The organism is uncultured Rothia sp. (assembly GCF_937976295.1).
Lineage (GTDB): Bacteria > Actinomycetota > Actinomycetes > Actinomycetales > Micrococcaceae > Rothia.
The window spans coordinates 1-16,927 of record NZ_CALJRY010000298.1 but is presented as its reverse complement, the minus strand read 5'-3'; the positions used below and the strand labels follow the sequence as shown (position 1 = coordinate 16,927).

Below are 16,927 nucleotides of genomic sequence, written 5' to 3'. Positions count from 1 at the left end.
AAATGACTAAGAATAATCTGATGAACGCTTCTCGCCGTACCGCGTTGAAGGTTGCGGGCGCTTCGGCGGCCCTGGTGGCTGGCGGTGTGAGCGCTGCGGAGGCGGTAACTCGTTCGGGCGGTAAGCGCGCTCGCGTGACCCCGGTGACCCAGCGTCCTGGCGGACAGCGCGGCGGTGGACAGCATAGTGGCGCGGCGAGCTCTGCGTTGGTGCAGGTGCCGATGCGCTATAACGAGTCGTGCATCCGCCTGGAGTTGAAGGCTGCTAACGGTGTGCAGGCTGTGTCTATGCAGAGCCAGCCGGCGCGTACTGTTGCTTTCCGGAATCTGCCGACTCGCCTGAGCATTATTAACGAGGGTAATTCGACGCTGCCGGTGGGTACTCGCCTGATGCTGCGTGCTCGCGCGCAGGATCCGAAGACTGGCTTGCTGCTGAACCCTGCGGTGACTCTTCGCGTGACCTCGGGTCAGGCGGTGTTGCCTTCGGGTAGCCTGGGTGCTTCGGCGTTGGTGGCTCCTGTGGATGCTCTGAATCTTGATGCGGTGCACCGTAGCGAGCAGACCGGTCAGGTTGGTGACGGTAGTGAGAATATTCTGGAGTTGCGTACCGCTATTCCTCACGGTCACCGTCTGGATGTTCAGCTGAATTATCAGGTGGCTTCGGGTGTTGCCGGTTCTGCGTTGAAGCAGGTTCATGTGAGCGCTGTGCTGGATATGGCGGCGGCTGGTTTGTCGTCTTCGTTCTACGAGGTGCAGAGCCCGGCTGTGGTTGCTTCGCTGAACTAGCACTTGTCCTAGCCCTTGCGAAGGATAGGCACTGTGGGGGAACGGCTCCACTGCCTGTGCTTTTATACCTCTATATATAGGCGCCTGTTCAAAAAGGTGCGGTGAAAGGTCGGGGTCGTTCGTGGGAACGGCCCCGCCTTTGCATCGTCTAGTGTGCCGGTCTAGTGTGCCGGCATAGGTGGCGGCTGAGATTTCCTATGCGGTTTCGGCGCTGTCGCGTTCGCCGAAAACCACCTGCACCGCGTGGTGCAGTGCTTCGCGCACCATGGCGATGGCGGGGTTGGCTGCGGACTCTCGGCGTACGGCGGTAAAGATTTTGCGTGAGGGTTTGCCGGGTAGCTCCACGATGCGTAGTCCCTCGGTGGTGGAGAGGGAGGAGAGGATGAAGCCGGGCACGATGGTGACGGCGAATCCTGCCTTGACGAGGTTGGAGTTCGTGATCATGTCGTTGGCGCTGTAGCGGATGACCGGCTCGAATCCTGCGGTGCGGCACTGGTTGAGCGCCCAGCTGCGGGAGGTGTTCTGCTCCATTTCGAGGACCCAGGGCAGCGCGTGCGCCTCCTCGATCGAGGTGATGGTGGAGGTGCTGGGCACGATGAGGCTGAGGGGGTCTTCGGTGAGTAGCTCGGAGTGCAGTTCGGGGTATTCGGGGATGTGGTGGTGCGGGTAGGCTTCGGAGAGCACCATGTCGTATTCGCGGCTTCGGGTCAGGGAGGTGCCGGTTTCGGGGTCGATTTGCAATACCTGCAGGGTGAGCGAGGGGGCGTGTTCGGCAAGGTAGCTGAGGGTTTCCGGTAGCAGTGCGAAGGCTGCGGACTGGAAGATGGCGAGGCGCACCATGCCTGCCGGTTCGCCGGTGAGGTTGGCGACGGAGGTTTGCATGCGGTCGAGTTCGCGCAGGATGCTGCGGGCACTGTCGACGATGATGAGTCCGGCGCTGGTGAGCTGTACGCGCCTGCCGATGCGCTGTAGCAGCGGGGTGCCGGTTTCTTTTTCGAGGGTGGCGATTTGCTGGGAGACGGCGGAGGGGGTGAGGCTGAGTGCTTCGGCTGCGGCGATGACGGTGCCGCGTTCTTGGATTTCGAGGAGCATTTGCATGCGTCGGATGTCGTAGATTGACACGTTTTTCCTCCCTGGTGCGCCCGGTTGTTCGGGTGGGTTGTGCTCCCGAACTCTTCCGTGGCGCGTCTCTCATTGTGGACTCTTGTCTATGGTACCGCGCGGGCTTCCGGGCGGCTCTTTTTGAGACGCTTGAAGTGGGGTAGTGGGATGTTGGCTTGTGTAGCGAGTATTTTCGTGCTGATACGATGGTTCTTGGGGGTGAAGATGCTTCTGGGAATGGTTTTGAGGTGTTCGTTTATTACGAAATGGTTCGATATTTGCGCTCTGAAGGTGCTAGCCTGAGAGGGATGAATCGCGATGTTGCAATGGTCTTCGTTTCTTCTCTTTGAGCTCGGTGTTCGGAGGGTTGCCGGGCGGAAACCGCACCACACAATCATTAAGAAAAACTAAATGGATTTTGGAAAAAACATTCAGTTTTTCTAATGAGGTATTTATTACCCTTTTGTGGTGAAATAGAGACATCGCCAAACGTGGTGTGCACCGCACACAGTGAGATAGTTAGGAGTCAAGGATGACCCATCCTTTCGCATCTGAGCACTACCAGAAGATGGCTCTGGAAGCTCGTCAGCTTGTTCGCCAGTGGGTAAACGAGTCCCAGTCGATCAAGCCCACCTTCGCGGCTGAGCAGCTCGCCGGTGTTCTGAAGGACCCCAATGGCCTTCCCTTCACCGTCGGCTTTGTTGATGGCGTTATTCGCCCCGAGGACGACAACGTCTCCGGCCGCAACCTTTCCCGCATTTCCGGCCTGGCACCTTCCTTCCTGCCCTGGTACATGAAGTCCGCTGTTGGCTTCGGTGGCAAGCTGGCTGGCAAGGTCGCATGGCCCACCGTTCCCGTTGCACGCCGCGTGCTGCGCGAGATGGTTGGTCACCTGATTGTCGACGCTTCCGAGGAGAAGCTGGGCGACGCAATTGCAGAGCTGACCAAGACCGGTAACCGCCTGAACGTCAACCTGCTCGGTGAGGCAGTTCTGGGTGATAAGGAAGCAGAGCACCGCCTGGCTGAGACCAGGCGCCTGCTGGCACGTGACGACGTTGACTACGTCTCCATTAAGGTGTCCGCTGTTTCCGGCCCCCACCAGCACTGGGCATTCGACGAGGTTGTTGAGACCGCTGTTCGCCGCCTGACCCCGCTGTACGAGCTGGCTGCATCCACCTCCCCCAAGAAGTTCATCAACCTGGACATGGAGGAGTACAAGGATCTGGACCTCACCATTGAGGTGTTCACCAAGATTCTGGACCAGCCCCACCTGAAGGACCTGGAAGCCGGTATCGTGCTCCAGGCATACCTGCCCGACACCCTGGCTGCAATGCAGCACCTGCAGGAGTGGTCCGCAAAGCGCGTTGCTGCTGGCGGCGCAGGCATCAAGGTCCGCCTGGTTAAGGGTGCAAACCTCTCCATGGAAATCGTGGAAGCTGTTATGCACGGCTGGCCGCTGACCACCTGGGACACCAAGCAGGCTTCTGACACCAACTACAAGCGCGTTCTGGACTACGCACTGCGCCCCGAGCACACCAAGAACGTTCGCCTCGGTATTGCAGGTCACAACCTCTTCGACGTTGCTTTCGCTCTGTTGCTGGCCGAGGACCGCGGCGCGCAGGATGGCGTCGAGTTCGAGATGCTGATCGGTATGGCTGAGCAGCAGGCAGAGATCATCCGCCGCCGCGTTGGCCACCTGCTGCTGTACGTGCCCGTCGTGAACCCCAAGGAATTCGACGTTGCAATCGCATACCTGATTCGTCGTCTCGAGGAGAACGCTTCCTCCGAGAACTTCATGTCCGGTATCTTCGAACTGGCAACCGACGAGTCCATCTTCAAGCGCGAAGAGGACCGCTTCATGCGTGCACTGAACTCCGTCACCGACGAGGTTCCCGCACCCAAGCGTACCCAGAACCGCCTGACCGAGAACGAGGACAACGTCTTCGTACCGGCTGGCCGCTTCGAGAACACCCCCGATACCGACCCCGCACTGGCAGGTAACCGTGAGTGGGGCCGCGCAATCCTCGAGCGCTCCAAGACCACCAAGCTGGGCATCGATACCCTCAAGGCTAACGAGCTGACCAGCGAGGCTGAGGCTGAGAAGCTGATCAAGGAAACCGAGGAAGCTGGCAAGGCATGGGGCAAGCTCTCCGGCCACGAGCGTGCAGAGATTCTGCGCAAGGTCGGTAAGGCTATCGCACTGCGCCGCGGTGACCTGCTGGAGGTTATGGCAGCTGAGGCTGGCAAGACCCTGGAGCAGGGCGACACCGAGGTCTCCGAGGCAATCGACTTCGCATACTACTACGCAATGCTGGCTGAGGACCTCGAGAAGATCGACGGTGCAAAGCCCAAGTCTGTTGACCTGACCCTGGTTGTTCCCCCGTGGAACTTCCCGACCGCTATCCCCGCCGGTGGTGTTCTGGCTGGTCTGGCTGCAGGTTCTGCTGTCATCTTCAAGCCCGCAACCATCACCGCTCGCACCGGTGCCCTGATCGCAGAGATCATGTGGGAAGCAGGCGTTCCCAAGGAAGTTCTGAAGCTCGTCAAGGTTGTTGACCGCGCTGCAGGCAAGCTGCTCATCTCGCACCCCGAGGTTGACCGCCTGATCCTGACCGGTGGTTACGAGACTGCTGAGCTCTTCCGCTCCTGGCGTGATGACCTGCCCCTGTTCGGTGAGACCTCGGGTAAGAACTCGATCATCGTCACCCCGAACGCTGACATCGACCTCGCCGTCAAGGACGTCGTCTACTCGGCATTCGGCCACGCAGGTCAGAAGTGCTCCGCTGGTTCGACCGTTATCCTGGTTGGCTCCGTGGCACACTCCGAGCGTTTCCGCCGTCAGCTGATTGACTCCGTCAGCTCCCTGCACGTGGCACACCCGCAGGACATCGAGTCCGAGATGGGCCCCGTTGTTCAGAAGCCGGAAGAGAAGCTGCTGCGCGGTCTGACCACCCTCGGCCCGGGCGAGCGCTGGCTCATTCAGCCCAAGGAACTGGACGAGACCGGTCGCCTGTGGAGCCCCGGTGTTCGTGAAGGCGTCAAGCCCGGTTCCGAGTACCACATGACCGAGTACTTCGGCCCCATTCTGGGCATCATGACCGCTGACACCCTGGAAGAGGCAATCGAGCTGCAGAACGCACCCGATTACGGCCTGACCGCAGGTCTGCACTCGCTGGATGCTGACGAGCTCGAGCTGTGGCTCTCCAAGGTCCAGGCAGGTAACCTGTACGTCAACCGTGCAATTACCGGTGCAATCGTTCAGCGTCAGCCCTTCGGTGGTTGGAAGAAGTCCACCGTGGGTTCCGGTACCAAGGCTGGTGGCCCCAGCTACCTGATCGCTCTGTCCGATTGGGAGCCCGCACAGGCAACCGCGACCGCAACCACCCAGTCGGTGACCGTCCGCGAGACCCTGGCTACCATCGAGAACTCCGAGCTGGGCAAGCGCGAGGACTTCGCATTCATCAAGCGCGGTGTCTCCTCTGACGCACACGCTTGGGACACCGAGTTCGGCTTCGGTCACGATCCTTCGAAGCTGGGCGTGGAGCGCAACATCCTGCGCTACGTACCCACCCAGGTTCTGGTTCGTGCAGACGAGTCCGCATCCGCAGCAGAGACCCTGCGCGTTGTGCTCGCCGGTCTGGCAGCTAACGCACCGGTCGCTCTGTCCGTCGGTAAGGACCTGCCGGTCGACGTCCGTGGCGTCCTCGAGAACAAGGGCATCAAGTACGAAGTCAAGTCGGACGCTCAGTTCCGCGAGTACCTGGCTTCGAACGCTAAGACCCCGGTTCGCGCACTGGCTGGCACCCCGCTGGAAGGCACCCGTATCCGCTACATCGGTAACGATGTGAAGTCCATCTACTCGGCACTGGGTGGTCGCCCGGATGTTGCAGTGTACTTCGCACCGGTCACCGAGGCTGGCCGTATCGAGATGCTGCCCTTCCTCCGCGAGCAGGCTGTTTCGATTACCGCACACCGTTTCGGTAACCCGAACCACTTCTCCGAGCGCGTCATTTCTTCCCGCTAAGACGCTGTGAGAGTTTAGCTCTCTAGTCTAAGGCTCAGGGTCCTGCACCTTCATGGTGTGGGGCTCTGAGCCTTTTGCGTTTCTGATGGGCTCTTATCGGGGGAGTGGGAGGGCTGTACAGAGCCGTGCGTGAAAGTGATGAATAGAGGGGCATCTAGCGGTCGATAGGGTGCGGATGGTTAGGTGCACGAAGAGGAAGAGGAAAAATAGTGTCATAGAAGGAGTACGGGGGTGTTTAGACGTGCCCCGCGTTACTTCTTATGTGATAATTGGTGTAGGACGTTTCGCTATCCCACACGCGGAACGGCACCGTGCGCGGGACGGTCCGCGCTACGCAAAATCACACTGAAAGGACACCGCTGCTATGAGCAACGTTCCCGCAGAACTCTCGTACACTTCTGAGCACGAGTGGGTTTCCGCTCTCACCGCTGAGGGCACCGTCCGTGTTGGTATTACCGACCACGCTCAGGATGCACTGGGTGACGTCGTCTACGTCGATCTTCCCTCCGTTGGCGACTCTGTAGCTGCTGAGGATAGCTTCGGTGAGATTGAGTCCACCAAGTCTGTCTCTGATCTTTTCGCTCCCGTTGCGGGCGAGATTGTCGCTGTGAACGAGGGTCTGGAAGACGATCCCGCACTGGTTAACTCTGACCCCTACGGCGAGGGCTGGATCGTTGAGATTCGCCCTGAGAATGCTGACGACCTGGCTAACCTGCTGGATGCAGAGGCATACAAGGCTGAGCTGGCTAAGCTCTAAGTCGATAGACTCTATACCTCTGGCGTCCCTGATGATAAGAGGTACGTAGTGGTGAAACGGCGAGACCGATTGGTCTCGCCGTTTTTCATTTAAAGTGCACACAAACGCAAATAAACGGACGTATTTAAGGTTCATCTTGAGGGTCTCTGAAGCTGTCTGAAGGGCTTGAAAGATGACTAAACCCCTAGTGGGAGCCTCTTTCAAGTTAAATGTGATGAAAACTTCAACTATCGCGAGAAGATAAAATTTTCCTCGTAAAGCAGTCCAATATGAGATACGTGTATTAGAAGTATTGGAATTTTGCTAAAATTGGTACTGTCTCTACTGAATAGTGTCTGGTTGTGTGGCTATTTTTGGGTTCCAAACGCCCCTGAAAAGGGTGAACTGAATAGCAAAATGCCTTGTGAGGCTATAAGATTGTCTCGATGGTTTGCGGTTTATCATTTCGTGATAAACAACTAAACTTATCTATCACACTCTCAACACTAAGCAAAGATGTTCGGCACGAAGCGAGACCCCGACCGGGGAACGAGCCACTCACTCAAATTTCGGCTCGTATCGACATCGGCTGAACAAGTACCCGAAAGACATAGATGACCTCACGCATCGATGAAAACCTCACTAACGCTGAGGTTCAACTAGAGGACGTGGAGAACGGCAACTCTGACCGTAACCCGCGTGACGTTAAGAGTCGGACCATTGGTCAGGTTCTTAGTCAGCTCGACCTGGAGTTCCCCGGAATTAGCGCATCCAAGATTCGCTTCCTGGAGGAGCGCGGTCTCGTGCACCCCAGCCGTACCGAAACCGGCTACCGCAAGTACTCCCAGACGGACATTGAGCGCCTGCGCTACATCCTCACCATGCAGCGCGATCACTACATGCCGCTCAAGGTAATCCGTCAGCACCTGGAAGACATGGAAGCCGGTCGCGTACTGAACTCCATGCCTGCCACCGTAAGCGAAGACGTGCTAGACACCGTCCTTGGCCCGAACGAGCAGGAAGGTCGCACCTACACTCTCCGTGAGCTGGCAGAATATGCTAACACCACTCCCGAACTGATTCGCGAGCTGATTGACTTTGGACTGCTCGAAGACGGTTCGGATGTGGAGTACACCGATTACGACGTGCTGATTGCCCGCGTTAGTGCAGAACTGACCCAGCACGGCATTCAGCCCCGTCACCTGCGCGCATTCAAGTCCGCGGCAGACCGCGAAATTTCCCTTGTGGAAATTGCGGTGGCTCCGCTGGCATCGCGCCGCGATGCAGCCTCCCAGGCTCAGGCGCAGGAACGAGCCGATAAGATCCGCAAGTTGTGCCTGCAGCTGCACGCAACTCTCGTCGAATCGGCGATGCCTACCTACGAGTAGGCGTACGAAGACGCAGACTACCGGACAGCCTGCCGCTCGTAAAACCTCAGCGGTTTTACCGCACCCCCAAACGGGGATTTCCCTCGGGAAACACCACTGACCACGGTGATTCCCTCTATAGTCCCTACCCCTTACCAGCGGGTAGCGGCCTCTAGACTTGGACGAAGCCGACGCTGGCACGCTCGGAACTTCTACCCCTTCGTCCAACACGAAGAGCTTTCTAACCAGGGGGCTCCCGGCCTGCCAAGGCTATTCACTCAACTCAGCTGTAAATGCGTACGGACTACCTATCCGTGCGCATTTACTTTTTAAACTCCCCTGTGGGGTGGATATCCAGGGAAAGCTAACGCAATAGCGGGGGAGGAGTGGCCCTATAGGGGCGTTAAAGAGGTACGAATGAATCAGGAAAGATCATTCGCTCCGGTGGGTTCAATTTTAAGTAGAGCCCTCTATCAGTTAAAATAGATTGAACAACCGCGCCTATCGCGCATCGGTCGCACTATCGAGTTGTGTTCTACGAACCTCGTGTTCTGCGAAGCGAATAGTCGAACCAATGTGTAGTATTGAAAACCGCGTAGCTGACCTCCTAGAGGGAGCCACGCGAATCATAGATGCAGATTCTAAGGCTTAGCCCTAGAACCTCACCCCGAAAATCGGGGCTACACCGGAACGAAGTCGACCACATTTGATAGGGCGCGGTGAATCGCATTAAACGGGTTAACGAAAAGGAGGGGCCGTGCTAGAGCAGCAGGTAGCCGAAAATGCAGGCGAGGCCGCAGGTACCCATGAGGCACCCCAGGGCTTCGACCAGCCCCTGGACGGCTTTGACACCCTCTTCCCCGTAGCACCGCCTCCGCGCGGTGAACAGGGCGTACTCTTCACCGACCCTGTCTCTGTCGTCGAGGAAAACCTCGGCTACCGTGGCGCCGTCGCCTGCAAGGCAGCCGGCATCACCTACCGTCAGCTCGACTACTGGGCACGCACCGACCTGGTCGTACCCACCGTGCGTGGCGCATCCGGTTCCGGTACCCAGCGCCTCTACAGCTTCCGCGACGTGCTCGTGCTCAAGATCGTGAAGCGACTGCTCGACACCGGCGTGTCCCTGCAGCAGATCCGCACCTCCATCGAGCATCTGCGTACCCGCGGCATTGACGACCTCGCGAACATCACCCTGATGAGTGACGGCACCACCGTCTACGAATGCACCTCCCCGAGCGAGGTTATCGACCTGGTTCAGGCTGGTCAGGGCGTCTTCGGTATCGCGATTGGCCGCGTCTGGCGAGAAATCGAAATGAACCTCAACGGTCAGCCCGGCGAAGAAATGCACGAGAACTTCGAAGGCGACGAACTCGCCGCCCGCCGCGCCCGCCGTGCTCAGGCATAAAACCGCGCCCGCCGCGCACAGGCATAAAACATAGGACTAAACCACATATCTTGAATCTGCCCGCGCTCACTACCTACCCGGTGGCGAGCGCGGGCAGAACCTTTAAACCCTAGGGAATATTCAATGCTCACTTGAGAAAAAACTCAAGATACACCCCTGTCAGAGCCGGAAGAAAAGCGAAGATTCGCTAAAATAAAGGGGCATTACACCTCACTCAAAAAAGGGACCTGCATGCCCCGCATCGTCAGTATCAGCAGCCTCAAAGGTGGCGTTGGTAAAACGTCCATCACTTTGGGGCTCGCCTCCGCGGCATTACACAGCGGACTCTCCACACTCGTTATTGACCTCGACCCCCACGGCGACGCCAGCACCGGCCTGGCGGTGGATGAAACTATCCCCGACGTCGCCTCCCTAATCGCCAGCTCCAATGAGCGCGCCTTCGCGGAGGACGCCGGTAGCTCCTCCTGGAACTCGCTCGTTGGCAAACCCACCCTGCTGACCAATAACCCCGTGACCACCGGTAGCGTAAAGGTGGCGCGCGGTTCGGCTCGTTCCACCCTCGTGGACCGACAGGACGCGGCACCTTTCATCCGCCGATTCAAGCGCATGGTGGAGGCGGCAGCGGACGCCTACGACGTCATCCTGATTGACTGCCCGCCGTTCCTCGGCACCCTGTCGTCGATGGGCTGGGCGGTGAGTGAGCGCATCCTCTCGGTCGCTGAACCCTCTCTCTTCTCGGTGGCGGGCACCGAACGAACCCTGCGCGCCATCGTGCGTTTTCAGCAGGAAAGCGGCATCAGCATTGATGGTGCGGGAGTAGTTATCAATAAGATGCGCCCCAACGACAGCGAACACCGCTACCGACGCGACGAAATGCGTTCCCTCTTCGGCGAGCTCGTGGCAGAACCCGTACTCGCTGAAAGCCCCGTGCTGCAGCGCGCCCAGGGTGCCGCGTACCCGATTCATTTTTGGCCCGACGAAGAATCGGTTGATCCCGCGATTGACTTTACCCGCCTGCTGGCTGGGCTCATGGCTGACATCTAAGCGCCACTAATCCGCGGGCTCATATAGTTTTACCGCTTGAGTGCGTCTTCTCAAAGAACCGCTGCGTTCTTTGGGACGGCGCGCTTTCGCGTATCAGCAGGTAAAGAGATGAGATAGCGGGAATAGCGTGCTGCCCGTACACGTTATAGTGGCAGTAACAGGAATAAGCCCGTCATCGAGGGGCACGCTGGGAACGAGCCCAGCCTCAACACCATCAACGAGAGGACCACATGAGCATCGAGAACGTAGAACGCATTGACGGCGTAGCACAATACGACCTCATCGTCATCGGCTCCGGATCCGGCAACACCCTCATCGGCCCCGAATGGGACGACAAGAAGGTCGCCCTCATCGACGGCGGTATCTTCGGCGGCACCTGCCTGAACGTTGGCTGCATCCCCACCAAGATGTACGTCTACCCGGCGACCATCGCGCAGAAGACCCGCGAGGTCAAGCACCTGGGCGTTGACGCACACGTAGACGCCGTGCACTGGGCGCAGATTCGCGACCGTATCTTCGCCTCCCGCATTGACCCGATTGTTGAAGGCGGCCGCGAATGGCGTGCCGGTCTGCCCAACGTCGACTTCTACGACCAGTACGCGCGCTTCGTCGGCTCCCACACCGTTGAGCTGACCGACGGTACCCGTCTGCAGGGTCGCCAGATTGTCGTTGCGGCAGGTTCGCGCGCCGTGCTGCCTCCCGTGCCCGGTATCGACTCCTCCAAGGTCTACACCAACGACAACGTTATGCGCATGGACGAGCTGCCCGCCCGCATGGTCGTCATCGGCGGCGGCGTGATCGCGGCAGAATTCTCCCACGTTTTCTCCGCATTCGGCACCGAAGTAACCCAGCTGAACCGCTCCTCCCGCCTGCTGCGCGGCGTGGACGAAGAAGTTGTGGCACGTTTCGAAGAAGCCGCAAGCAAGCAGTGGAACATCGTCAAGGATGCGTCCCTCTCCGAAATCCGCGAGAACGCCGACGGCAGCGTGACCGTCGTAGCTAAGCGCACCTGTGAGAACGGTGAAGAACTGCTCGAAATCCCGGCAGACGCCGTGCTCGTGGCAACCGGCCGCCGCCCCAACACCGACACCCTCAACGCGAAGAACTACTTCGATGTGCAGGAGGGTGGTCAGCTCAGCGTCGATAAGTACCAGCGCGTGCTCTACAACGGCGCGCCCGTACCCGGCGTCTACGCCCTCGGCGACGTGTCCAGCCGCTACCAGCTCAAGCACGTGGCAAACCACGAGGCACGCGTTGTGCAGCACAACCTCAGCCACCCCGAGGACCTGCGCGCCAGCGACCACCGCTACGTACCCGGCGCGGTATTCAGCAACCCGCAGATTGCCGTGGTCGGCATGACCGAAGAGCAGGCACGCCAGGCGGCTGAGTGTGAAGGCTTTGAGATTACCGTCAAGGCACAGAACTTTGGCGACACCGCCTACGGCTGGGCAATGGAAGACAAGATCGGTCTGTGCAAGCTCATCGCCCGCAAGGACAACGGCGAGCTGCTCGGTGCACACCTGGTTGGCGAAGAGTCCTCCGTGCTCATCCAGCCGCTACTGCAGGCAATGAGCTTCGGCATGGATGCGCGCACCCTCGCACGCGGCCAGTACTGGATCCACCCGGCACTGACCGAAATCGTGGAGAACGCGCTGCTCGGCCTGGAATTCGACGAGCCCGCCAACTAAGAGCCCGCCAGCTAAGAATCCGCCAGCTAGCGGCGGCTAGAAAACGCCCGGAAGCCGAGGTTCTAGCAAGTCGAGGTTTCTAGCAAGCATAGGCTTCTAGCGGACAAACACAGAGGAGGGGGTCGTACCGCTGAGGTACGCCCCCTCCTCTCGTATATGGAAAGTCAGAGCCGGTTATGCGTTGTCGCCTTCAGCCTGTTTCTTAGCCTGAGTGCGCTTCTCAGCCGGAGCATTAGCGGAAGACTCCTCAACCTTTTCCGCCTCTGCGGAAGAGTCCTCAACCTTCTCATCCTGATGCTTATGCATCATTTCGGCGGTCTGCTCACGCAGCTCCTCAAACTTCTCAGCCGCCTGCTCACGTAGCTCGGCAAGACGCTCCGCCTGATGATCCGCGTACTCGTGCAGACGCTCAGCAGCCTGCTCACGCAGCTCAGCGAACTTCTCAGACTGCTCCGCCGCGTACTCCTGCAGACGAGCCAAAGAATCCGAGGTGCTATTGGAAACCTTGCCGTACATCTCATCCACGTAGGAAGAGAAGTCCTGCAGAATCTTCGCGCGGCGCAACTTCTGCGACGGAGTCAGATAGCCATCCGCCTCGGTCAGGTCGCGGTTCATAATGCGGAACTCGCGAATACCCTCGGCGCGGGAAACCAGCTGGTTTGCCTCGTCCACAAGCTTCTGAATCGCGGCGCGAACCGCTGGGTGAACAGCAGCCTCCGGGACAGAGAGCGAACGCGGCAGACCCAGATGCTCCAACTGCTCGGGCAGGGTATCCGGATCCAGAGTCACCAGAGCCGCAATGAACGGCTTCTCATCGCCAACCAGCATCGCCTGAGAAACCAGGGGAGAGGTACGCAGATGAGTCTCCGCAATACCCGGAATCACGTTCTTACCGCCGGCGGTGACAATGATTTCCTTCTTGCGGCCCACAATCTTCAGGTAGCCCCGCTCATCGAAACGAGCCAGGTCACCGGTACGGAACCAGCCGTCCTCAGTGAACGCCTGAGCGTCCTCTTCGGGGTTCTTGTAGTAGCTGCTAATCACGCCCACGCCACGAACCAGAAGCTCGCCATCCTCAGCGATATAGCCTTCTGCACCGGGGAGGAGCGGGCCAATCATGCCAATCTGGTACGGGTTGATGCGGCCAGCCGCAATCGGGGCGCAGGTCTCGGTCAGACCGTAACCCTCAACCACCTGCACACCCACCGCGTGGAAGAAGTGCGCCAGGCGCTCGCCGAGGGGACCGCCGCCGGAGACCGCGTAACGCAGCTTGCCGCCCAGAGCCGCACGCAGCTTCGAGTAGACCAACTTGTCGTACAGAGCGTACTGTGCCGCCAGCTTGATGGGCACGCGTCCCTCAACCTTCGCCTGCGACCAGCGCACCGCAATATCGGTGGAACGCTCAAAGAGAGCCTTATTGAACTTACCGCCCTTAGCCGCCTTCGCCATGGCGCCCTCATACACCTTCTCAAAGACGCGGGGCACCACCAGCAGCATGGTCGGCTTGAAGCTATCCAAGTCAGACGCCAGGTTCTTAATATTGGGGGAGTGACCGATCACCAGACCGGCATCCAGCGCCAGAACCTGAATCAGACGCGCCAGAACGTGCGCCAGCGGCAAGAAAAGAATGGAGGAGTTGCGGGGGTTTGCAATCTCAGACTCTGCAATTTTAGTGTTCGCGCTCAGGTTCAGGAAGTGGCCGTGAGTCAGCGGGCAACCCTTAGGGCGACCGGTCGTACCGGAGGTGTACACAATGGTCGCGATGTCATCACAGCCGCTAGCGGAACGTACCTGCTCCAGCTGCTCATCGCTCACCTCGGACGCGCGAGCGCTGAGGGTATCAAGGTCACCGTTCTCAATGACCCAGCGGTGCTTGAGCTGACACGGCTCAGAAGTAGAAGCGGCGTATTCTTCAGCCTCAGCCACACGATTCAGGAGCTTCTCATCCTCGACGAAGATAGCGATAGCCTCAGAATGGGACAGCGCCCACGCCGCCTGAGCGGCAGCGTTCGTCTCATACACCGGCACGGAGACAGCGCCGGCATACCAAATCGCGAAGTCAATGACGGTCCACTCAAAACGGGTGCGGCTCATAATACCCACGCGGTCACCCGGGCGGATACCAGCGGCAATCATGCCCTTAGCCAGGTCGGTCACCATCTGGTGGAACTGCTGGGCGCGAACCGGCTGCCAGTTACCCGGAGACATCTGACGGCGGTACAGCACCGGATTGGAGCTATCGGCACGGTGGCGCTCAACAATGCTTGTCAGATTCAGCGAGGGGTCGACAAGCACCTCAGCGGGGGTGGAGAAGACTTTCATAATGCGCCTTTCAAATCAGGGCGTCAGCTCGGGCGGTCCGGGCCGCGGGCTGTCCTCGATTTCTCGAGGTGCCGTGATAGCTTTCTGATTGTTCTGCCCACCGCGGCGGGTGATGCATTCGCTAGTTTTGCAGCGGGTGGAACCTTCAGAATTTAGTGGTTTAGGGATGTGACAAAAGCTTGAACAGTAGAGAGAAGGTACTCGGCGTCGTAGTCGAGCGTTGCCACATGGTAGCTGCGGGTCAGCCACCTAAATTCTACAGGAACTGAACAACGTTCGAGAAAATATTTGTGGGAGCTATCCGACACAGTATGATCGCCCAGTGAACGCAAATACAGAACCGGTGACTTCAACTGCGGAATCAGAGCACGAGTCTCAGCGCCCAAAAGATGCAGCTGATGCACCGCCGCCGTCGGAACGACAGAATACGCGCCCTCGCTCACGCCCGGAATCGCAATATCGGAACCAATTGCCTTCAGGACCGGCAGAACCTTCGAGACCTTACCGGCGTGGCGCATCATCGGGTTCACATCCACCATGTAGGGGTTAATCAGCACCGTGCCCGCAACCGGCAGACGCGCCGACAGATGAGTCGCCACCGTGCCACCCATCGACATGCCAATGACCACCACCTGCAGCCCCTGATCGGTCAGGCGACGGTACGCCTGCTCAGCAGAAGCCAACCACTGCTGGTACGTGCTATCACGCAAATCCTGCCAACGGGTCGCGTGACCGGTCAGCACAGGCATCTCCACCGCATACCCGAGCTCCATAAAATGCTGAGCCACCGGGCGCATACTGTGTGGCGAACCCGTAAAACCATGCACCAGCAAAATACCCACGGAATGCTGAGCCGAATCGGGGGTAAAAGAAACAGGGGAGTGGTCGAGCGCATCCTGCTCTTCCCCGAAGCGGCGTGCCAGGGAATCCTTAACATTTTGGGTTGCTAGAAGCCGGTGCTCGCGAGCCTTGCGGCCCATCCGCTTGAGCGGATCCAACGAGTTATCAAAAATGCTCATGGTCCTCCTTCGCCAACCTGCGTGAGTATGAGCGCAGGTGAGGCTCTATAGTGTACCTTGACCGGCTACCACAGAGACAGTAGCGGTGCTGGTATATCGCCGCCAGCGCACCCGAGCACCCGATACACCGGTGCGCAGAAAAATCGTTCTCTTTTCTTTAATTATCGCGCGTTCTCTTACGCCTCTCCAGACACGCTAGAATTGAGCCGGGAACATTCAGAGAGGAGACCCCATGCCTAACACCGCCCTCTATTCAACGCTCAAGATTCTTGGCTCCCCCCTGTTGCAGGGACTGTACCACCATGACGTGGTGGGCCTAGAGAATCTGCCCGAGGGCCCCTACATCGTCGCCAGTAACCACCTGGCGTTCTGCGACTCCATTTTCATTCCTCTCGCTATGCCACGCACCGTAAACTTCCTCGCCAAGAGCGACTACTTCACCACCCCCGGCGTGAAGGGGCGCGCCATGGCGGCGTTCTTCCGCGGTGTTGGCCAGCTTCCCATGGACCGTTCGGGCGGGCAGAAGAGCCAGGAATCCCTCAACGCCGGCGCGCAGGTCCTCAAGGACGGCGGCGTGATCGGCATCTACCCTGAAGGCACCCGCAGCCCCGACGGACGCGGCTACCGTCCCAAGGTCGGTGTCGCCCGCCTCGCCCTGGAAACCGGCGTGCCCGTAGTGCCCGTCGGCCAGATTGGTACCGACCTGATTCAGCCCTCAGGTTCGAACCGTATCCGCCTGCGCCACGACGGCAAGCCCATTCGGGTGCGCACCATTATCGGCAAGCCCCTCATCTTCGAGGAATACACCGACGGCTCAGACACGAGCTACCGCGTTCAGCGTGAAATTGCCGACCGTATCGGTGCTGAAATCCGTACCCTGAGCGGCCAGGAATACGTGGACGTTTACGCTGACCGCGTCAAGAAGCTCATGGCTGATAAGAACATGAGCGCTGAGGCGGCAATCGCACACCTGCAGCACTAAACATTGAGACAGCACCCTGAGACAGCTCCCTGAGCGCACACATACGCCAGAGGGCGGGATGCGGTACATGCCGCATCCCGCCCTTTCGTATGCCGTTGTGCGACGGTGCTTTTCAGCCTGTTGCTGCTCATCTCAACCCCCTGAACACTAACCCGCTGACCACCGACACCGGGACGCTATCTAAACATGTGAGATGTACCTGACAGCAGGGTTAGGTGTTGAAGTAAGCAAGAGTACAATTAGGTCTATTCAGTCTGAAGAATCGTAAGCCAGCACGCCGCACGCGGCGCGCCGAGCACCCGAAACGGGGCTGAACCAGAAAACGCACAAGACCATCCCGATGGAGTGAAGATGAGCAATCAAAACCTCAGCACCTCGCAGGCCCCCGACCACGGCCTGGACACCTGGCGTCAGCTGCACATTGACCAGCAGCCCACCTGGAGCGAGCACGAAG

Annotated in this window: 11 protein-coding genes; 8 read left to right on the top strand and 3 right to left on the bottom strand. The window is 59.0% G+C overall.

The window, feature by feature from the left end:
* Nucleotides 1–2: 2 nt before the first annotated feature.
* Nucleotides 3–785, top strand: coding sequence for a transcriptional initiation protein Tat (locus Q0216_RS08020; RefSeq protein WP_298594374.1), 783 nt, complete (start codon nt 3–5; stop codon nt 783–785).
* A gap of 195 nt (nt 786–980) precedes the next feature.
* Here Q0216_RS08020 and Q0216_RS08015 read toward each other — a convergent pair whose 3' ends face one another.
* A complete protein-coding gene (locus Q0216_RS08015; RefSeq protein WP_298594372.1) occupies nt 981–1,907 on the bottom strand; it encodes a LysR family transcriptional regulator in 927 nt (308 codons plus the stop codon).
* 511 nt (nt 1,908–2,418) lie between these two features.
* On the opposite strand from Q0216_RS08015, the gene Q0216_RS08010 reads away from it, so the two are divergent.
* From Q0216_RS08010 to Q0216_RS07985, 6 genes are all read left to right on the top strand, one after another.
* A complete protein-coding gene (locus tag Q0216_RS08010; protein ID WP_298594370.1) occupies nt 2,419–5,910 on the top strand; it encodes a bifunctional proline dehydrogenase/L-glutamate gamma-semialdehyde dehydrogenase in 3,492 nt (1,163 codons plus the stop codon).
* Between the two features lie 364 nt (nt 5,911–6,274).
* Complete coding sequence (gene gcvH, locus Q0216_RS08005; RefSeq protein ID WP_298594368.1) at nt 6,275–6,667, top strand: glycine cleavage system protein GcvH; 393 nt, start codon at nt 6,275–6,277, stop codon at nt 6,665–6,667.
* A 593-nt stretch (nt 6,668–7,260) separates the two neighbouring features.
* Nucleotides 7,261–8,034 (top strand): MerR family transcriptional regulator, encoded by a 774-nt coding sequence (locus Q0216_RS08000; RefSeq protein ID WP_298594366.1) that lies wholly within the window; start codon nt 7,261–7,263, stop codon nt 8,032–8,034.
* Between the two features lie 736 nt (nt 8,035–8,770).
* Nucleotides 8,771–9,418 (top strand): MerR family transcriptional regulator, encoded by a 648-nt coding sequence (locus Q0216_RS07995; protein ID WP_049337541.1) that lies wholly within the window; start codon nt 8,771–8,773, stop codon nt 9,416–9,418.
* Nucleotides 9,419–9,649: 231 nt separating this feature from the next.
* Entirely contained in the window at nt 9,650–10,462 is an 813-nt protein-coding gene (locus Q0216_RS07990; protein WP_298594363.1) for a ParA family protein, read from the top strand.
* 230 nt (nt 10,463–10,692) lie between these two features.
* The gene (locus tag Q0216_RS07985; protein WP_298594362.1) at nt 10,693–12,150 is read left to right on the top strand and encodes a mycothione reductase; all 1,458 of its coding nucleotides are present in this window, start codon (nt 10,693–10,695) and stop codon (nt 12,148–12,150) included.
* A gap of 174 nt (nt 12,151–12,324) precedes the next feature.
* Here Q0216_RS07985 and Q0216_RS07980 read toward each other — a convergent pair whose 3' ends face one another.
* Both Q0216_RS07980 and Q0216_RS07975 read right to left on the bottom strand, forming a co-directional pair.
* Complete coding sequence (locus Q0216_RS07980; RefSeq protein ID WP_298594361.1) at nt 12,325–14,472, bottom strand: AMP-binding protein; 2,148 nt, start codon at nt 14,470–14,472, stop codon at nt 12,325–12,327.
* A gap of 152 nt (nt 14,473–14,624) precedes the next feature.
* The gene (locus tag Q0216_RS07975) at nt 14,625–15,491 is read right to left on the bottom strand and encodes a carboxylesterase (protein WP_298594359.1); all 867 of its coding nucleotides are present in this window, start codon (nt 15,489–15,491) and stop codon (nt 14,625–14,627) included.
* Between the two features lie 232 nt (nt 15,492–15,723).
* On the opposite strand from Q0216_RS07975, the gene Q0216_RS07970 reads away from it, so the two are divergent.
* A complete protein-coding gene (locus Q0216_RS07970; protein WP_298594357.1) occupies nt 15,724–16,473 on the top strand; it encodes a 1-acyl-sn-glycerol-3-phosphate acyltransferase in 750 nt (249 codons plus the stop codon).
* The last annotated feature ends 454 nt before the right edge of the window (nt 16,474–16,927 follow it).